Genomic DNA, 15,890 nt, shown 5'->3' with positions numbered 1-15,890 from the left:
GGGCTGGTCGGCCGGTGCGGCGTCCGGGCTCGGCTCGGCGGGCGGGTCGGCGGCCGGTTCCGGCGCCGCGACGGGCGGGGTTCCGGTCGGCGACTCCGGGCTGACCGGGGACGCGGCCACCGGTTGTGGGTGGTTCAGCACCTGGCCGTGCAACAGCACCACGGTACGGGCCGGGACGCTGATGGTGGCCCCGACGCCCAGCGGGCGATGCGGCAACTCGCAATCCAGTCCGGTGTGCGCCACGATCTTCCAGCCCACCGACCAGGGCTGGCCGGGCAGGGTGACCTCGACCGGGGCGTCCCCGCCGTGCACGAAGATCAGGAACGCCTCGTCCACGTCGCAGACGTACTGGCCCAGGGTGCGGCGGCCGTGATCGTGCCAGTCGTCGATGGTCATCTCGGTGCCGTGCTCGGAGAACCAGGCCACCTCGGCCCGGCCCAGGCCCTCGCCGTCGCTGTCGCGCACCTCGCGGTGACTACGGAATTCGGGGTTGCGCAGCACCGGGTGCTCGGCCCGCAGCCGCAGCAGCGTGCGGGTCAGCTCGATCTGCCCGCCCCATTCCTCGGCGGTGTGCCAATCGACCCAGGACACCGGGGAGTCCTGGCAGTAGGCGTTGTTGTTGCCCTGCTGGGTGCGGCCCATCTCGTCGCCGGCGGTGATCATCGGCACGCCGGCCGACAGCAGCAGCATCGCCATCATGTTGCGGGCGTCGCGCTGCCGGGCGGCGTCGATCGCCGGGTCGTCGGTCTCGCCCTCGAAGCCGTGGTTCCAGGACCGGTTGTCGTCGGCGCCGTCTCGGTTGTGTTCGGCGTTGGCCTCGTTGTGCTTCAGGTCGTAGGTGACCACGTCGCGCAGCGTGAAGCCGTCGTGGGCGGTGACGAAGTTGATCGAGCTGGTGGCGGGGCGTCCCTCGTGGTCGAAGGTGTCGGACGACCCGGACAGCCGGGTGGCCAGCTCCTGGACGCCGTGGGTGGCGCCGCGCCAGAAGTCGCGGGTGTAGCCGCGGAAGTGGTCGTTCCACTCCGACCAGCCCTTGCCCCAGCGTCCGACCTGATAGCCGTAGGGGCCCAGGTCCCAGGGCTCCGCGATCATCACCTTGCCGGCCAGCACCGGGTCGGCGGCGATCTGCTGCTTGAACGGGTGGTCCTGGTGGACGTGGTGCTCGGCATTGCGGATCAGCGTGGTGCACAGGTCGAACCGGAAGCCGTCCACGCCCATGTCGGTGGCCCAGTAGCGCAGCGAGTCGAGCACCAGCTGCAGCACCCGCGGGTTCGAGGTGTCCACCGCGTTGCCACAGCCGGTGACGTCGTAGTCGTTGCGGTTGTCGCTGGTCAGCCGGTAGTAGCCGCCGTGGTCGATGCCGCGGAAGGACAGCGTCGGACCGTCGTGCCCGCCCTCGCCGGTGTGGTTGTAGACCACGTCCAGGATCACCGCGATGCCGGCCTCGTGCAGCTTGCTGACCATGTGCTTGAACTCGGTGACCTGCCCGCCCAGGGAGCCGGCGGTGGCGCTGGCGTAGGGGGCGTGCGGGGCGAAGAAGCCGAGGGTGTTGTAGCCCCAGTAGTTGAGCAGGCCGCGTCCGATGTGGAACGGCTCGGAGACGAAGTGCTGCAGCGGCAGGAACTCCACGGCGTTGATGCCGGTCTCCACCAGATGCTGGATGACCGCGTCGTCGGCGAAACCGGCGTAGGTGCCGCGCAACCCCTCGGGCACCTCGGGGTGCCGCTGGGTGTAGCCCTTGAGATGGGTCTCGTAGATCACCATCTTCTCCAGCGGCAGCGGCTCGGCCAGCGGGGTGGGCGGCGGCGTGTCGGCCACCACCACGCTCAACGGCACCGCCCCGAAGGAGTCGGTGGTGTCGCTCTCGAAGTTCGATTCGGTGGTGTGGTCGCTGATCGGGCCGCGATAATCGACGAAGCCGGTGATCGCCCGGGCGTACGGGTCGAGCAGCAGCTTGGCCGGATTGAACCGGCGGCCGTCGTCCGGGTTCCACTCGCCGTGCACCCGGTAGCCGTAGCGCTGGCCGGCCTCGATGTCGGGCACGAAGCCGCTCCAGATGCCCTCGTCGGGATTGAGCGTGAGGTCGACGTTGGTCTGCCGCTCCTCGGCGTCGACCAGCGCCAACTCGACGCGGCTGGCCCGCGGGGCCCACAAAGCGAATTCCGCGCCGCCGGAGCGCAGATGCGCCCCCAGCGGGACGGTGGTGGCCGGTGCGCTGGGCACGGGCTCGGTCATAGGCTGCCTTCGGTCGGTGGACGAGACGCACCGCGACGCGGCGGCTGAAACGGCCGCCACCGCGGAGTATCGGCTTCATATAGTGCCGCAAGAGGGTGACGAAGCAAGCATCGACCGGCCTGGGCGGCGTCGCTCACAGAGAGCTCACAGCCAACGGACAGGAGGCGTGATGACGGAGCGGGTCTATCTGGACCATGCCGCGGGGGCGCCGCTGTTGCCGCGGGCGCGCGAAGCCATGGACGCGGTCTGGACGCTGCCGGGCAACCCGTCGTCGCTGCACACTGCGGGCCGAACCGCCCGCCGGCTACTGGAGGAGAGCCGGGAGTCGGTGGCGGAATGCCTGGGCGCGCGGCCCAGCGAAGTGGTCTTCACCTCGGGTGGAACCGAGGCCAACAACCTGGTGCTGCTGGGGGCTGCCGGTTCGCGGCCGGAGCGGCCCCGGCTGGCGATCGGCGGCGGCGAGCACCCGTCGGTGGCCGGCGTCGTGGAGCGGCTGCCGGACCGGGTGGACGTGTTGCCGCTGGCGGCGTCCGGACGACTGGCGGACGGGGCGGAGGTCGCGATCGGCACCGGGACCGCGCTGGCGTCGGTGATGTCGGTCAACAACGAGACCGGGGTGGTGCAGCAGCTGGACGCGGTGATCGCCCGGGCCCGCGAGGTCGGCGCCTGGGTGCACACCGATGCGGTCCAGGCGTTCGGGCATCTGCCGCTGGACTTCGCCGCGCTGGGCGTGGACGCGATGACGGTGACGGCGCACAAGCTCGGCGGACCGGTCGGGATCGGCGCCCTGGTGATCCGGCGGGAGCTGACCCTGGCCGCGCCGGGTTTCGGCGGCGGGCAGGAGCGCCGGGTTCGCTCCGGCACCGCGATGACCGCGTTGGCTACGGGTTTCGCCGCCGCCGCCCGGGTCGCTGTGGGTGACTTGGCGGCGGAGGCCGGCCGGTTGGCCGGGCTGCGGGAGGCGCTGCTGCGCGGCATCATGACGGGTGTCGCTGACGTCGCCGTGAACGGCGAGGCACCGGTCAGTCCGGCGATCCTGAACGTCACCTTCGCCGGCTGCCGGGCCGACGATCTGCTGCTGATCCTGGACGCCGCGGGCATCGACTGTTCGACCGGATCGGCCTGCACCGCGGGCGTCCATCAGCCCAGCGAGGTGCTGCTGGCGATGGGTCGCAGCGTCGACGAGGCGTCCGCGTCGCTGCGCTTCTCGCTGGGGCGCACCACCGATTCCGCGGCCGTCGAACGCGTGCTGACGGTGCTTCCGGACGCGGTGGGCCGGGCTCGGGCGGCGTTCGGATAGGACGTCCGGCCAGCCCGGGCGAGAGTATTCACATCGTGATGAAATCGTTATGGAAGCTGTGCAAAGGGATCGCGCCGCAAGGGTCAGGCCACATGGTCGAACTTGCGAACCACGGGAAGGCCGGCGGCCCGTTCCGCGGCGAGGTCGTAGGCCGACTGCATCGCGAGCCACGCCCGAGCGGTGCTGACGCCTGCCTGCTCCAGCCGCACCGCGAGGTTGGGGCTGATCCGGGCGTGTCCGTGCAGCACCCTGCTCAAGGTCACCCGAGAAATACCGAGCCGCGAGGCAGCGTCAGCGACACCCAGACCGAGGTCGGCCAGCACGTCTTCACGCAGGATCTCTCCAGGGTGCACCGGGTTCATCATCGCCATCATGGTCACCTCCCTCAGTGGTAATCGACCACCATGCATCGAGAGTCGCCCGCCGTCCAGCCTGCCGTCGGGTTCGGCCGGCGGCGCGCCGTAGAATGCTCCGGTGCGTGTTCTGGCGGCCATGTCCGGTGGTGTCGACTCCGCGGTTGCGGCCGCGCGGATGGTCGACGCCGGACACGACGTCACCGGCGTCCATCTGGCCCTGTCGAAGAACCCGCAGACCTATCGTTCCGGGGCTCGCGGCTGCTGCTCGCTGGAGGACTCCCACGATGCCCGCCGGGCCGCCGACGTGCTGGGCATCCCGTTCTACGTGTGGGACTTCTCCGACCGGTTCGCCGCCGACGTGGTGGACGACTTCCTGGCCGAGTACGCCGCCGGCCGGACGCCGAACCCGTGCCTGCGCTGCAACGAGAAGATCAAATTCGCCGCCGTGCTGGAGCGCGGGATCGCCCTCGGCTTCGACGCCATCGCCACCGGGCACTACGCCGTGCTGCGCGAGGCGGACGGCCGCACCCAGCTGTGGCGCTCGGCCGAGGCGGCCAAGGACCAGAGCTACGTGCTCGGCGTGCTCGACCAGCGCCAGCTGAGCCGCTGCCTGTTCCCGCTCGGCCACGACACGGCGAAGGCCGACGTCCGGGCCGAGGCGGCGGCGCGCGGGCTGTACCTGGCCAAGAAGCCGGACAGCCACGACATCTGCTTCATCCCCTCCGGCGACACCGCCGGGTTCCTGAACCGGCACCTGGGCACGTCCGAGGGCGAGTTCGTGGACACCGCCGGTGAGGTGGTCGGCGCGCACAGCGGCAGCCACCAGTTCACCGTCGGACAGCGCCGCGGGCTGCATCTCGGCGTTCCGGCGGCGGACGGACGCCCGCGCTACGTGCTCGGCATCGAGCCGGCCGGCAACCGGGTGGTGGTGGGTCCGCACGAGGCGCTCGCGGTGGGCCGGATCGACGGCATCCGCCCGACCTGGGCCGAGCAGCCGGTGTACGGGCCGTGGCGCGGCCTGGTGCAGGTGCGGGCGCACGGCGAGCCGATGCCGGCCACCATCGACGGACGTCCCGACGGCGTCAGCGTGCTGTTGGACGACCCGGCGCACGGCATCGCCCCTGGCCAGGCCGTGGTCTGCTACGACGGCGACCGGGTGGTCGGCTCGGCCACCATCGCCGCGACCGGGCGCTGATCGTGGTCGGCGTCACCGGCGCCGGGTCGCTGCCCGGCACCGATTTCCCCGCGGCCGTCCGGCTGGTGATGGACGTCCTGGGCGGCGACGGCGGCATTCCGCATCTTCCCGAGTTGCCGGCCCGCGGCCCGTGGGCGTCCCTGATCGGACGCGGCACCGCGGTGCTGACCGAGCTGCCGGTCGAACTGGTGGCGGGCGAGTGGCGGCTCGGCGATCATCCCGGCATCGACCAGCGCCGCGCCCAGGCCACCCTGCGCGACGACCTGGACCGGTTCGAGGAGGAGGCCCACGACTACACCGGCACGGTGAAGCTGCAGGTGGCCGGTCCCTGGACGCTGGCCGCGTCACTGTTCCTGCCGCTGGGCGGACGGGTGCTCGGCGACCGCGCCGCCCGCCGGGATCTGGCCCAATCGCTGGCCGACGGGGTGGCTGAATTGCTGGCCCAGGCTCGCCGGCGGCTGCCGTCCGCCACCATCGTGCTGCAGCTGGACGAGCCGTCCTTGCCCGCGGTGCTGAACGGCGCGGTGCCGACCGAGGGCGGCTACTTCCGGCACCGGGCGGTGCATCCGCCGGAGGTTGCCGAGGCGCTCCGGCCGCTCGCCGAGGCGACGGCGTCCGGTGTGCTGCACTGCTGTGCACCCGGTCTCGGTGTGGACCTGGTGCGGGCCGCAGGGTTCGGGGCGGTGGCTCTCGACCAGGACCTGATCGCCGACGTCGACGCGCTGGCCCAGGCGGTGGACGACGGGCTCCAGCTGTACCTGGGTTGCCTGCCCACCGCGGGTGCCGCCCGGGACTGGCGTCCGGACGACCTGGTCCGCCGGGTGCTGGGGCTGCTGCGTCCGCTCGAACTGGGACCGGTGCTGGCCGACCGGTTGGTGCTGACCCCGGCCTGCGGCTTGGCCGGGTTCTCGCCGCGACAGGCGTCGTCCGCGCTGGCAGCGCTGCGCCGGGCGTCCGAACTGGTGGACGAGGCGCTGCGCCAGTAGCGCGGGGCACCCGCCTCGCCACCCCTCCGCCTGACCGGAACGTGGCGATGTCGAGATCGCTCGCCGATGGTGGGAAGGTGCGCGGATTTCGGGTTGGGACACGAGATCGGCGAGGTTTCCCACCATCGGACGGCGATGTCGAGATCGCCGAACCCGTCGCAGCCGTGGAATCGAGATCGCCGAACCCCGTCGCAGCCGTGGAAGGAGCCTGGATGCCGAAGCCGTCGGAGGGCCCGCCTTCCTGGCCGGTGCCAGGCTCCGGTCATCCTTCCCGGGTCTGCATCCTCATCGCGAGCGCGGTGACGCCGTCCGGATAGAACGGCGGATTGCTCTCGGCCAACTCGCTGAGCCGGTACCACCGGGCGACGGAGTCGTTGTCGAGCACCGGAAGGGTCGCGGTGACCGGCAGTTGTTCCAGTTCGGGACAACGAACGGCGAACACATGCACGATCTCATGGCCCGGAACACCGGCGATCTCGTACAGGTTCTCGGTGACGGCGAGAAGCTCGGTGGTGGTGAGCTCGACACCCAACTCCTCCCGGAACTCGCGGCGCAGCGCCTGCTCGGCCCGCTCGCCGAACTCGATCCCGCCGCCGATGGCGCGGACGAATCGATGGTGACCGGGGATGACGGCATGTTCCTCGGCCATTGCCCAGCCGTCGCGGATCAGCAGCCCGACGGCGATGTTGCGGATGGCTGAAGTCATCCGGCGAGCGTAGCGAAGGTCCCGGTACGGGAACCCCGGACACCGCGGTCCCGTGGTCCGCTGCTTGCCTATAGTCACCGGCATGATCATCTGGCGGGGTTGGGGCATTCTGACGATCCTGATCGCCGGTGCCTGCATTGGACTGGGCACGGCGATCGCGGTGGTGAATCCGGCGCTGACGCCGGTGTTCATCGGGCTGATGCTGATCGCCGGCGGCGTGGGCACCTGGTTCTTCGGGGATTGGCTGAACCAGAAACGCCCGATCGCCGAATTCGACCGCTGGTACGCCGGGCGCCGGGACGAGATCGCCGCCCAGGTGCGCGGCGGCGCCTACAGCAATGTGCCGGATCCGCAGCGACCCGGGCAGCTCGCCGACCCGTGGGCGGTGGGGGAGTACGTGCTCAACCAGGAGAGCGTGAAGGTGCGCGCCGCGCTGACCAACCGGCACTCGCTGTTCTTCATCCCGATGCAGTACCTGGGTTTCCTGATGGGTGGAATCGGCATCGTCCTGATGATCACCGGCATCTTCCGAGGGTTCTAGGCGAGCGCCGATTTCGCTGCTCCGTCCGGTCGCGCAGCAGGGCTGCGGTGGCGTCGGCGTGCGCCCACTCGGCCCAGGCCAGCGGCGTCGTCCCGTGTTCCCGGTCGACGATGTCCGGGTCGGCGCCGGCGTCCAGCAAGGCGCGCACCATTTCCACATCGCCCAGCCATGCCGCCTGGTGCAGCAGGGTGCGTCCGTCGACCAGCGCGTTCAGGTCGACGCCCCGTCCGGCGGCGTCGGCCACCCCGGACGGCGTCCCGATCCGATCCTGCGGACGCGGTGGGCGCCGGCGTCGCCACGGTGAGGTTCCGGACGTGCCCTCGCCGAAGCCGTACTCGGCCAGCAGCCGCAGCCGAGCCTCGAAGCCGTGGTCGGCGGCCCAGTCCACCTGTCGGGCCACCATCTCGGCCGGGGTTTCCAGTGCGTCACCGAGCCGGTGCTGCCAGACCCCACCGTCGCCGCGTCCGAGGCCGGCAGAGAGCAGGACGCGGAGATGGCTGTCGTCGCGGTTGAACATCCGGTTGTAGAGGGTCTGGGCGTCGTTGGGATCGGCGCCGCGATCGAGCAACAGCCCGGCCAGTTCCACGCCGAGCGGATGCCGGGGCTGTCGTCCGGGACCATCCTCGCCCTCGCCGAAGCAACCGGACAGCACCGTGAACGGGGTCGGCAATCCGTGCCAGAGATACCCGGTGTTCGGGTCGGCGCCGGCGTCCAGCAGCGCCCGGGCCGTGCCCAGCGGGTCCTGCTGAGGCACGCGTGAGTAGGCGAGATACATCAGCGGCGGCCATCGCCACGGGCCGCCCTCGGTCTGTGCGCGACGCGGCTCGCGAGCCAATTGCTCGCGCACCGCGAAGGAGTCGCCGATCGCCGCCGCGGCGTGGATGCTGCGCTCCGGCAGGGACGGTTCGGCGCGCAGCAGCCGGCCCGCCTCGGCCCAGCGGGCGGGCTCGTCCGCGCCGCTGTAGCCGAGGCAGCCGAGGGTCAAGAACCTGGCGACCGGGTCATCGACGTCGTCGGCGGGCGGCTCCCGGCGCAGCGGCGTCGCGACGGCGAGGTAAGCACGCAGCCGCGGCCAGCTGGTGAAGCCGTAGTGCCGGGCGAGCACCAGTTGGGCGGCGCTCAGGGTGAAGCTCGGCAGGTCGGGGACGCCGTCCGGGTGGTGGCGGGCGGCCAGTGCCAGCGCGTCGGCGTCGCCGCTGCGGACGGCTCGCTGCAAGCGGCGGGCATCCCGCCGGAAGCGTTCCAGATCGGGGCTGGTGGGCAGGGACAAGGCCATCGGGGCCTCCTCTCGTCAGCCCGCGGTCCGCTGCGTCGGGCCGAAAGGAGGTCGGGCCGGAACACCGTGCATCAGCCAGGAGGGCTGAGCCCCTTCCCGCGGACCGGTGGCGTCCTGACCGCCGGGTCACAGCGTACTCCGAGGCTGTCGCAGATCGTGTCGGTGCGGCCTCATAGGGTGACCCCATGGCTGGATGGATCACCTTCGCTCCCGACGAGAACAACCCGGAGCCGACCGGCGCGGCACTCGAAGCGGGGCTGGCCGCCGAGCTGGCGGCGAATCTGAACGCGGTGCTGGCGATGGCCGCGCGGGCCGTGCCGTCGCGGACGTCGGCGACCGCACGCCTGATCGAGGCACACCTCGGCGTGCCGGTCACCGACGCGACCGTGGTCGGCGCCGACTGGCCGCTGTGGCGGCACGCGTCGGTGCAGCGTGCCGTCGACGCCTACCTGGGCGCCGAGGCCGACTGGTTCGGCCTGGCTGTCCCGCATGCGGAACACCAGGAACTTTCCGATCTGCTCCATCATGAGTCCCGCTCCGGAAGCGAGACGATCGCGCGACCGCAATGGGTCGAGGTGGCGGTCGGTCCCGACACCATGAGCGACGTGGTCAAGCTGGGGCTGGTGACCACACAGGCCCCGGACGGGTCGCCGCTGGTGCTCTGCCTGCGGCTCTTCAGCGGTCATGGCGACAGCGAGGTCCGGGTGGAACTGCTGGTCGCCGATCCGGCCGGCGGCGGCCGGGTGCTGCAGCGGCTCCGCGAACTGACCGACGAACTCGACGTGCTGCGCGGCCAAGTGGTCTCGTTCGGGATCAGTGAGCACTACGGCAACCAGCTGGTCAGCTTCCTGCCGCGACCCGACGTCCGGGCGGAGGACGTGGTGCTGCCCGCCGACGTTCTCACCCAGCTGCACCGGCACGTCCTCGGCATCGGCGCCCGGGCCGCCCGGCTGGGCGAGCTCGGGGTGCACCTGAAGCGCGGGCTGCTGCTCTACGGCCCACCCGGCACCGGCAAGACCCACACCGTGCGACACCTGATCGGGCGGGCCGACGGCCGCACGGTGATCGTGCTGTCCGGGCAGGGGCTCGGGCTGATCGAGCCGGCGTCCGCTTTGGCGCGCCGGCTGGCGCCGTCGGTCGTGGTGGTGGAGGACGTCGACCTGATCGCTCAGGATCGTGGCTTCAGTCCGGACGGCAACCCGCTGCTGTTCTCCCTGCTGGACGCCATGGACGGTGTCGCGGCCGACGCCGACGTCACCTTCCTGCTCACCACCAACCGGGTCGCCGACCTTGAGGAGGCGCTGGTGCAGCGGCCGGGCCGGGTCGACCTGGCGATCGAGATTCCGCGTCCGGACGCCGCGGGACGGGAGCGGCTGTTCCGGCTGTACACCCGGGGCGCTCGGCTGGACGCCGACCTCACCGACGCCGTGGCCGCCACCGAGGGCGTCACCGCCTCGGCCATCAAGGAGTTGATGCGGCGGGCCATCCTGGCCGCGGTCGAGGCCGGCACCGACACGGTGACCGACGCCGTGCTGAGTGCCTGCCTGGCCGACTTCTTCGCCGACGACGCCCGGCTCACCCGGGCCCTGGTGGGCGCCGAACCGGCACCGGAGCAGAGCGGTCCGCCGCAATGGTCGGAGCAGTTCGAACTCGACGTCGAATAGCCCGTGGACACCCCCGCGTCCGGGCGCCCGGGCAGGGAACTGTCGGCCCGCGGCGATAGATTGCGGGACGTGATCGCAGACGACATCCGCGCCCGGCACGCCGAACTGGCTCAGGAGATCGAGGAGCATCGCTTCCGCTACTACGTCACCGACGCGCCCACCATCAGCGACGGCGACTTCGACGTCCTGATGCGCGAGTTGGAGGCCATCGAGGAGGCCCATCCCGAGCTGCGGACGCCGGACTCGCCGACCCAGAAGGTCGGCGGCGCACCGTCCGCCACGTTCGCCCCGGTCACCCATCTGCGACCGCTGATGAGCCTCGACAACGTCTTCTCCGAGGAGGACTTCCGGCGCTGGGCCGAGCGGGTGACCAAGGACGCCCCGGTCACCGGCTGGCTGTGCGAGCTGAAGATCGACGGGCTCGCCCTCGACCTGGTCTACCGGGGCGGACGCCTGGTCAGCGCCGCCACCCGCGGCGACGGCCGGGTGGGGGAGGACGTCACGGCCAACGTGCGCACCATCGCCTCCATCCCGGCCCGGCTGGACGGCGACGTGCCGGACCTGGTGGAGGTCCGCGGCGAGGTGTTCATGCGTCCGGAGGACTTCGCCGCGCTCAACGAGGGCCTGGTGGCCGCCGGCAAGGCACCGTTCGCCAACCCGCGCAACTCCTCGGCGGGCTCGCTGCGGCAGAAGGATCCGCGGGTGACCGCGTCCCGCAAGCTGCGATTCCTGTGCCACGGGCTGGGCGAGGTGACCGGCATCACCATCGACAGCCAGTCGCACGGCTACGAACTGCTGAAGTCCTGGGGGCTGCCCACCTCCGACCACTACCGGGTGGTGTCCGGCGTCGACGAGGCCTGGGACTACATCGCCCACTACGGCGAACACCGGCACGGCGTCGAGCACGAGATCGACGGCGTGGTGATCAAGGTGGACGACCGCGAGCGGCAGGACCAGCTGGGCAACACCTCCCGGGCGCCGCGCTGGGCGATCGCCTACAAATACCCGCCGGAAGAGGTGACCACCAAGCTGCTGGAGATCCGGGTGAACACCGGGCGGACCGGGCGGGTCACCCCGTACGCGGTGATGGAGCCGGTGTTCGTGGCCGGCTCCACCGTCGAGCAGGCCACCCTGCACAACGCGTCCGAAGTGAAGCGCAAGGGGGTGCTGGTCGGCGACACGGTGGTGCTGCGCAAGGCCGGCGACGTGATTCCCGAGATCCTCGGCCCGGTGGTGGCGCTGCGCGACGGCACCGAGACCGAATGGGTGATGCCCACCCATTGCCCCGCCTGCGGCAGCGAGTTGGCGCCCGAGAAGGAGGGCGACGCCGACCTGCGCTGCCCGAACACCCGGTCCTGCCCGGCCCAGTTGCGCGAGCGGCTGTTCCATCTGGCGTCCCGGCAGGCGCTCGACATCGAGGTGCTGGGCTGGCAGGCGGCCGACGCCCTGCTCACCGCGGGCCTGCTGGCCGACGAGGGCGACCTGTTCGCGTTGGACGCCGAGAAGCTGATCCAGGTGCCGATGTTCACCCGCGGCCCTCGCAAGGGCGAAGACCCGCAGGGTCGCTACCTGTCGGCGAACGGCGAGAAGCTGCTGGCCAACCTGTCCGAGGCCAAGAACCGTCCGTTCGCCCGGTTCCTGGTGGCGCTGTCGATCCGGCACATCGGCAAGGGGGTGGCTCCCGACGTGGCGGCCGCCTTCCCCAGCATCGAGGCGTTGCAGGCGGCCTCCGAGGAGGAACTGGCGGCGGTCGAAGGGATCGGCCCGACTCTGGTGGCGGCGATCCGGGACTGGTTCACCGTCGATTGGCACCGGGCGATCGTGGAGAAGTGGCAGGCGGCCGGCTGTGTCCTGGCCGACGAGCCCGACCACGCCGCGGAGCAGGTCCCGCAGACGCTGGCCGGGCTGTCGGTGGTGGTCACCGGTTCGATCCCCGGCTACACCCGGGACAGCGCGGCCGCGGCGATCACCACCCGCGGCGGCCGTTCCGCGGCGTCGGTGTCGGGCAAGACCGACTTCGTGGTGGTGGGGGAGAACGCCGGTTCCAAGTACGACAAGGCGGTGGCGCTGAAGCGTCCGATCCTGGACGCCGCCGGCTTCCAGGTGCTGCTCGACGACGGTCCGGACGCCGCCCGCGCCGTCGCGAAGGAATCCTGAACTTTGTTCCCGGCAGCTGTCGATTCCATGCCGCTCCGGACGACACCATGAAGACGGGACCGTCCCCCGTCCTGACCAGAAGGAGTCGCCATGAAGTACCTGGTGTTGTTGATCGGAGACGGCGAGCTGCCCCCGTGGGACTCGCTGACCGAAGAGGAGCAGGCCGCCGGCATGCGGCAGTTCGAGGCGTTCGACGCGGCCTGCGAAGCGCGCGACGGGGTGAGCATCGAGTCCGCGGAGGCCTTGGGCGGCCCGTCCACGGCGACCACGCTGCGCACCCGGGGCGGCAAGCTGGCCATCACCGAGGGCCCCTACGCCGAGGTGATCGAGGGACTCGGCGGGTTCTACCTGATCGAGGCACCCGACCTCGACACGGTGATCGAGCTGGTCGGCGTCCTGCCCGCCTACGACATGCAGATCCAGCCGGTCGCCAACCCGTACGAATGATGTCCGGCCCCGACGAATGACGGTCGGCACTGTCCTCGGCCGGGTGCACGCCGAGGCGTGGGGACGGCTGCTGGGCGGTCTGATCCGCTCCAGCGGACGTCCCGACCTGGCCGAGGACGCCCTGGCCGAAGCCTTCGCCCAGGCCGCCGAGCAGTGGGACGCCGACGGCGTCCCGGGCAATCCGGCCGGCTGGCTGGCCACCGTCGCCCGGCGTCGGCTGCTGGACGCGCACCGTCGCGAACGCCGGCAGGCCGCGCCGCAGTTCCGGGCTGCGATCGCGGCCCGGCAGGCGGGTGCCCGCACCGATCCGGCGCCGGGCGAGGACGCCGACGAGCGGCTGCCGCTGCTGTTCATGGCCACCCACCCGGCGCTCGCCGAGGAGGTCCGGCCGGCGTTGGCGCTGCGCTTCGTGCTGGGTGTGCCGACCGAGACCATCGCCCGGCTGTTCCTGGTTCCGGCGCCGACCATGGCGGCCCGGCTGACCCGGGCCAAGCGCCGGCTGACCCAGACCGGCGTCGCGCTCGCGGTGCCGGACGCCGACCGCTGGCCGGAGCGGGTCGATGATGTGGCGCGGGCGATCTACCTGGCCTTCACCGCCGGCTACGCGCCGGGCGGGGACGAGGTGGTCCGGGTCGCCGACGCCGGCGACGCCGTCCGGCTGGCCGTGCTGGCCGCCGATCTGCTGCCCGGGCAGCCGACGCTGGAGGCGCTGGCCGCCCTGGTCCAGCTGCATCACGCCCGCCGGGACGCCCGGGCCGCGGCGGACGGCTCGCTGGTCCTGCTCGCCGACCAGGACCGGACGCGGTGGCGGGGCGCAGAGATCGCCGCGGGCCTGCGCCGGCTGACCCGGCTGCAACCCACCGACGGCTATCCGGAGGAGCTGCGGCTGCAGGCCCTGATCGCCGCCTTCCACGCCACCGCCGCCACCGCGGAGCAGACCGACTGGGCCGGCATCGCCCGGTGCTACCGCCGTCTCGAGGACCTCACCGGATCACCGGTGGTCCGGCTGAACCGTGCCGTCGCGGTCGGTCACGCCCAAGGTGCGGCAGCCGGGCTGGCCCTGCTGCGCGCCGCCGGTGAACGACTGCCCGGCAACCATCGGGTCGCCCTGGCACGGGCCGAGCTGCTGGCCCGCGACGGACGCCTCGACGAGGCCCGGGCGGCCTACCGCGAGGCTCTCGCCGCGGGAGTGCAGGGTGCCGAACGCCGGCACATCGAGTCCCGGCTGGGCGCGCTCGACCCAGCGGCCGGCGTGAAACCGCCGAGGCTAGACTGACCGCCGTGGAGGGCCTGAACAGCAACCTGAACCTGAACGCCGGCGCGCCGCCGCGGGTGTGGCCCAAGCTGGGCGAGTGGGGCCCGGCCGAGGTGCCGTCGACCCGGCAGAAGAAGCGGCTGCGCTGGTGGGTGTCGCTGGGATTCGTGGCCGCCGCCGGCGTGCTGTTTGCCTACGGCTGGTACATCTTCACCATGATGAGCGGCGCGGGCTAGGACTGCGGAACCGGATCGGGCCGGTGGTGTGCCGGTGCCGGCGACGGCTCCGACACACCACTGCCGAAGGCCCCCGATCCTCGGCTGCTGGGTCGCTCACGCGAGAGCTACTGCAGGGCAGTCGTCGCGCCGTTGATGCACAAAAGCGTTCACGGCCCATTCGACGGGGACGAGTTCACGCGAGGCAACCTAGCTGATCGCTAGCTTAACATATTCGGAGTTTTCTCAGGGATTTCTTCGGCAAGCGCGTGTCAGGTGGTCAAGGCGGTCAGGTGCCGCAACCGCGCCAGCTCCGACTTGATGAACGCCGGACCACCCTTGCGGGCCAGCACCAGCGCCGAACGGTCCTTGAACGGGGCGGCCGCGATCACCATCTCCGGCCAGCCCGGCAGCCAGTCGTCGGCCAACTCGACGCAGCGCGGCGCGTCCAGGCTTCCCAGCCTCGCCAGGGGCAACTGATCGACGTCCGGAGCGGTCGCGGTGCGGGCGATCACCCGGCCGTCGCCGCGGTCGATCTGTGCCGCCCAGTTCACCCGGAATACCGCCGGTGCGGCGTGGGTGAGGATCGCTTCGGCGCGGTCGGGATTCTCGGTCATCTCGTCCAGGACGGCCACGTCGGCCTGCAGCCCCCAGCCCTCCGGATAGTGCGAGAACCACAGCACGGTCACCCCGGGAATGCTGGTGCAGGCGGTGATCAGGGCGTCCGGAAGGGTGCCCAGCGGCACCTCGACCATGAAGTCGTCCACCGCGAAACCCTCGTACTTCTCGACGATCTCGACGGCCTGGATGTCGGCGCCCGCGGTGCCCATGGCGGTGGCGACCGCGCCCAGCGAGCCGGGCCGGTCAGGCAGACCTACGCGCAGCAGGAACATCGCCCCAGTCTCCCGCAGATTTGTTACGAATGTTCGATGTTCCCAGGGCGCGGAACGGGGCGGCCGGGTCCGCGACCGGATCGGGCCGCGGCTCCAAGACCGCGGGAAACCGCAGGCCGGCCAGCACTACGATGGGCGCTCCGACGAGAGCGAGGAGCAACGGTGGCCCTGACCACAGCCGAGGTGGCGCGCCTGGCGGCGCTGGCCCGAGTCGAGTTGTCGGACGAGGAGTTGGCCACATTGGCGCCTCAACTGGACGTGATCCTGGACGCCGTCGCCCAGGTGGGCGCGGTGGCCGGGCAGGACGTCCCGCCGATGTCGCACGCGCTGCCGCTGACCAACGTTTTCCGGGCCGACGAGGTGCGGCCGTCGCTGCCGGTCGAGGCGGTGCTGGACGGGGCGCCGGCGGTCGAGGACGACCGGTTCCGGGTGCCGCGGATCCTGGGGGAGGAGCAGTGAGCGACTTGCTGCCACGCAGCGCCGCCGACCTGGCCGGACTGATCGCCGGCGGCGAGGTCTCCGCCCGCGAGGTCGCCCAGGCCCACCTGGACCGGATCGCGGCCGTGGACGGCGCGGTGAAGGCGTTCCTGCACGTGGACGGCGAGCGCGCGCTGGCCGCCGCCGACGCGGTGGACGCCGCCCGTGCCGCCGGCGACGAGCTCGG

Annotated in this window: 15 protein-coding genes and 1 pseudogene; 11 read left to right on the top strand and 5 right to left on the bottom strand. The window is 71.7% G+C overall.

The window, feature by feature from the left end:
- A partial coding sequence (glgX, locus tag QM582_RS11020; protein ID WP_415084361.1) for a glycogen debranching protein GlgX occupies positions 1–2,235 on the bottom strand: 2,235 nt, incomplete at its 3' end.
- A 169-nt stretch (positions 2,236–2,404) separates the two neighbouring features.
- Between glgX and QM582_RS11015 the strand changes: the two genes are divergently transcribed.
- Entirely contained in the window at positions 2,405–3,535 is a 1,131-nt protein-coding gene (locus QM582_RS11015) for a cysteine desulfurase family protein (protein ID WP_415084360.1), read from the top strand.
- Positions 3,536–3,618: 83 nt separating this feature from the next.
- On the opposite strand, the gene QM582_RS11010 is transcribed toward QM582_RS11015, so the two are convergent.
- On the bottom strand, positions 3,619–3,906 hold the full coding sequence (locus tag QM582_RS11010; RefSeq protein WP_415084358.1) for a HigA family addiction module antitoxin: 288 nt from the start codon (positions 3,904–3,906) through the stop codon (positions 3,619–3,621).
- Positions 3,907–4,009: 103 nt separating this feature from the next.
- On the opposite strand from QM582_RS11010, the gene mnmA reads away from it, so the two are divergent.
- Positions 4,010–5,086, top strand: a complete 1,077-nt coding sequence (mnmA, locus tag QM582_RS11005; RefSeq protein ID WP_415084357.1) for a tRNA 2-thiouridine(34) synthase MnmA — start codon at positions 4,010–4,012, stop codon at positions 5,084–5,086.
- A gap of 2 nt (positions 5,087–5,088) precedes the next feature.
- A complete protein-coding gene (locus QM582_RS11000) occupies positions 5,089–6,072 on the top strand; it encodes a methionine synthase (protein WP_415084355.1) in 984 nt (327 codons plus the stop codon).
- Between the two features lie 262 nt (positions 6,073–6,334).
- Here QM582_RS11000 and QM582_RS10995 read toward each other — a convergent pair whose 3' ends face one another.
- Positions 6,335–6,778, bottom strand: coding sequence for an NUDIX hydrolase (locus tag QM582_RS10995; protein ID WP_415084354.1), 444 nt, complete (start codon positions 6,776–6,778; stop codon positions 6,335–6,337).
- A gap of 82 nt (positions 6,779–6,860) precedes the next feature.
- On the opposite strand from QM582_RS10995, the gene QM582_RS10990 reads away from it, so the two are divergent.
- Complete coding sequence (locus QM582_RS10990; RefSeq protein WP_415084352.1) at positions 6,861–7,319, top strand: hypothetical protein; 459 nt, start codon at positions 6,861–6,863, stop codon at positions 7,317–7,319.
- Here the strand turns inward: QM582_RS10990 and QM582_RS10985 are convergent.
- Positions 7,294–8,595, bottom strand: coding sequence for an ankyrin repeat domain-containing protein (locus QM582_RS10985; RefSeq protein WP_415084350.1), 1,302 nt, complete (start codon positions 8,593–8,595; stop codon positions 7,294–7,296). The two genes, QM582_RS10990 and QM582_RS10985, sit on opposite strands and share 26 nt — an antisense overlap.
- A 185-nt stretch (positions 8,596–8,780) precedes the next feature.
- Here QM582_RS10985 and QM582_RS10980 point away from each other — a divergent pair, with 185 nt between their 5' ends.
- The 5 genes from QM582_RS10980 to QM582_RS10960 all read left to right on the top strand — a co-directional run bounded on the left by QM582_RS10980 (position 8,781) and on the right by QM582_RS10960 (position 14,354).
- Positions 8,781–10,259 (top strand): AAA family ATPase, encoded by a 1,479-nt coding sequence (locus tag QM582_RS10980; protein WP_415084348.1) that lies wholly within the window; start codon positions 8,781–8,783, stop codon positions 10,257–10,259.
- A 39-nt stretch (positions 10,260–10,298) separates the two neighbouring features.
- Positions 10,299–12,416 (top strand): NAD-dependent DNA ligase LigA, encoded by a 2,118-nt coding sequence (gene ligA / locus QM582_RS10975; protein WP_415084363.1) that lies wholly within the window; start codon positions 10,299–10,301, stop codon positions 12,414–12,416.
- Positions 12,417–12,506: 90 nt separating this feature from the next.
- Entirely contained in the window at positions 12,507–12,863 is a 357-nt protein-coding gene (locus tag QM582_RS10970; protein WP_415084347.1) for a YciI family protein, read from the top strand.
- 16 nt (positions 12,864–12,879) lie between these two features.
- Positions 12,880–14,139 carry an RNA polymerase sigma factor gene (locus tag QM582_RS10965; protein ID WP_415084345.1) on the top strand — a complete coding sequence of 420 codons (1,260 nt, stop codon included), beginning with the start codon at positions 12,880–12,882 and terminating at the stop codon, positions 14,137–14,139.
- Between the two features lie 5 nt (positions 14,140–14,144).
- Entirely contained in the window at positions 14,145–14,354 is a 210-nt protein-coding gene (locus QM582_RS10960; RefSeq protein WP_415084343.1) for a hypothetical protein, read from the top strand.
- 251 nt (positions 14,355–14,605) lie between these two features.
- Here QM582_RS10960 and QM582_RS10955 read toward each other — a convergent pair whose 3' ends face one another.
- Positions 14,606–15,226: an ACT domain-containing protein gene (locus tag QM582_RS10955; protein ID WP_415084342.1), complete on the bottom strand. Its 621-nt coding sequence runs from the start codon at positions 15,224–15,226 to the stop codon at positions 14,606–14,608.
- 162 nt (positions 15,227–15,388) lie between these two features.
- Between QM582_RS10955 and gatC the strand changes: the two genes are divergently transcribed.
- A complete protein-coding gene (gene gatC, locus QM582_RS10950) occupies positions 15,389–15,685 on the top strand; it encodes an Asp-tRNA(Asn)/Glu-tRNA(Gln) amidotransferase subunit GatC (RefSeq protein WP_415084340.1) in 297 nt (98 codons plus the stop codon).
- A pseudogene (locus QM582_RS10945) lies at positions 15,682–15,890 on the top strand (Asp-tRNA(Asn)/Glu-tRNA(Gln) amidotransferase GatCAB subunit A); the annotation flags it as partial. The gene gatC and the pseudogene QM582_RS10945, both read left to right, overlap by 4 nt.

This window comes from Micropruina sp. (genome assembly GCF_047607385.1).
Taxonomy (GTDB): Bacteria; Actinomycetota; Actinomycetes; order Propionibacteriales; family Propionibacteriaceae; genus Micropruina.
This window is presented reverse-complemented; position numbering and strand designations above follow the sequence as displayed.

Bases quoted from the DNA above. Each gene is read 5' to 3' on its own strand.
- QM582_RS10970 (WP_415084347.1), top strand. From the start codon at position 12,507: ATGAAGTACCTGGTGTTGTTGATCGGAGACGGCGAGCTGCCCCCGTGG.
- QM582_RS10995 (WP_415084354.1), bottom strand. From the start codon at position 6,778: ATGACTTCAGCCATCCGCAACATCGCCGTCGGGCTGCTGATCCGCGAC.
- QM582_RS10990 (WP_415084352.1), top strand. From the start codon at position 6,861: ATGATCATCTGGCGGGGTTGGGGCATTCTGACGATCCTGATCGCCGGT.
- QM582_RS10965 (WP_415084345.1), top strand. From the start codon at position 12,880: ATGACGGTCGGCACTGTCCTCGGCCGGGTGCACGCCGAGGCGTGGGGA.
- QM582_RS10955 (WP_415084342.1), bottom strand. From the start codon at position 15,226: ATGTTCCTGCTGCGCGTAGGTCTGCCTGACCGGCCCGGCTCGCTGGGC.
- QM582_RS10985 (WP_415084350.1), bottom strand. From the start codon at position 8,595: ATGGCCTTGTCCCTGCCCACCAGCCCCGATCTGGAACGCTTCCGGCGG.
- QM582_RS11010 (WP_415084358.1), bottom strand. From the start codon at position 3,906: ATGGCGATGATGAACCCGGTGCACCCTGGAGAGATCCTGCGTGAAGAC.
- QM582_RS10980 (WP_415084348.1), top strand. From the start codon at position 8,781: ATGGCTGGATGGATCACCTTCGCTCCCGACGAGAACAACCCGGAGCCG.
- QM582_RS11015 (WP_415084360.1), top strand. From the start codon at position 2,405: ATGACGGAGCGGGTCTATCTGGACCATGCCGCGGGGGCGCCGCTGTTG.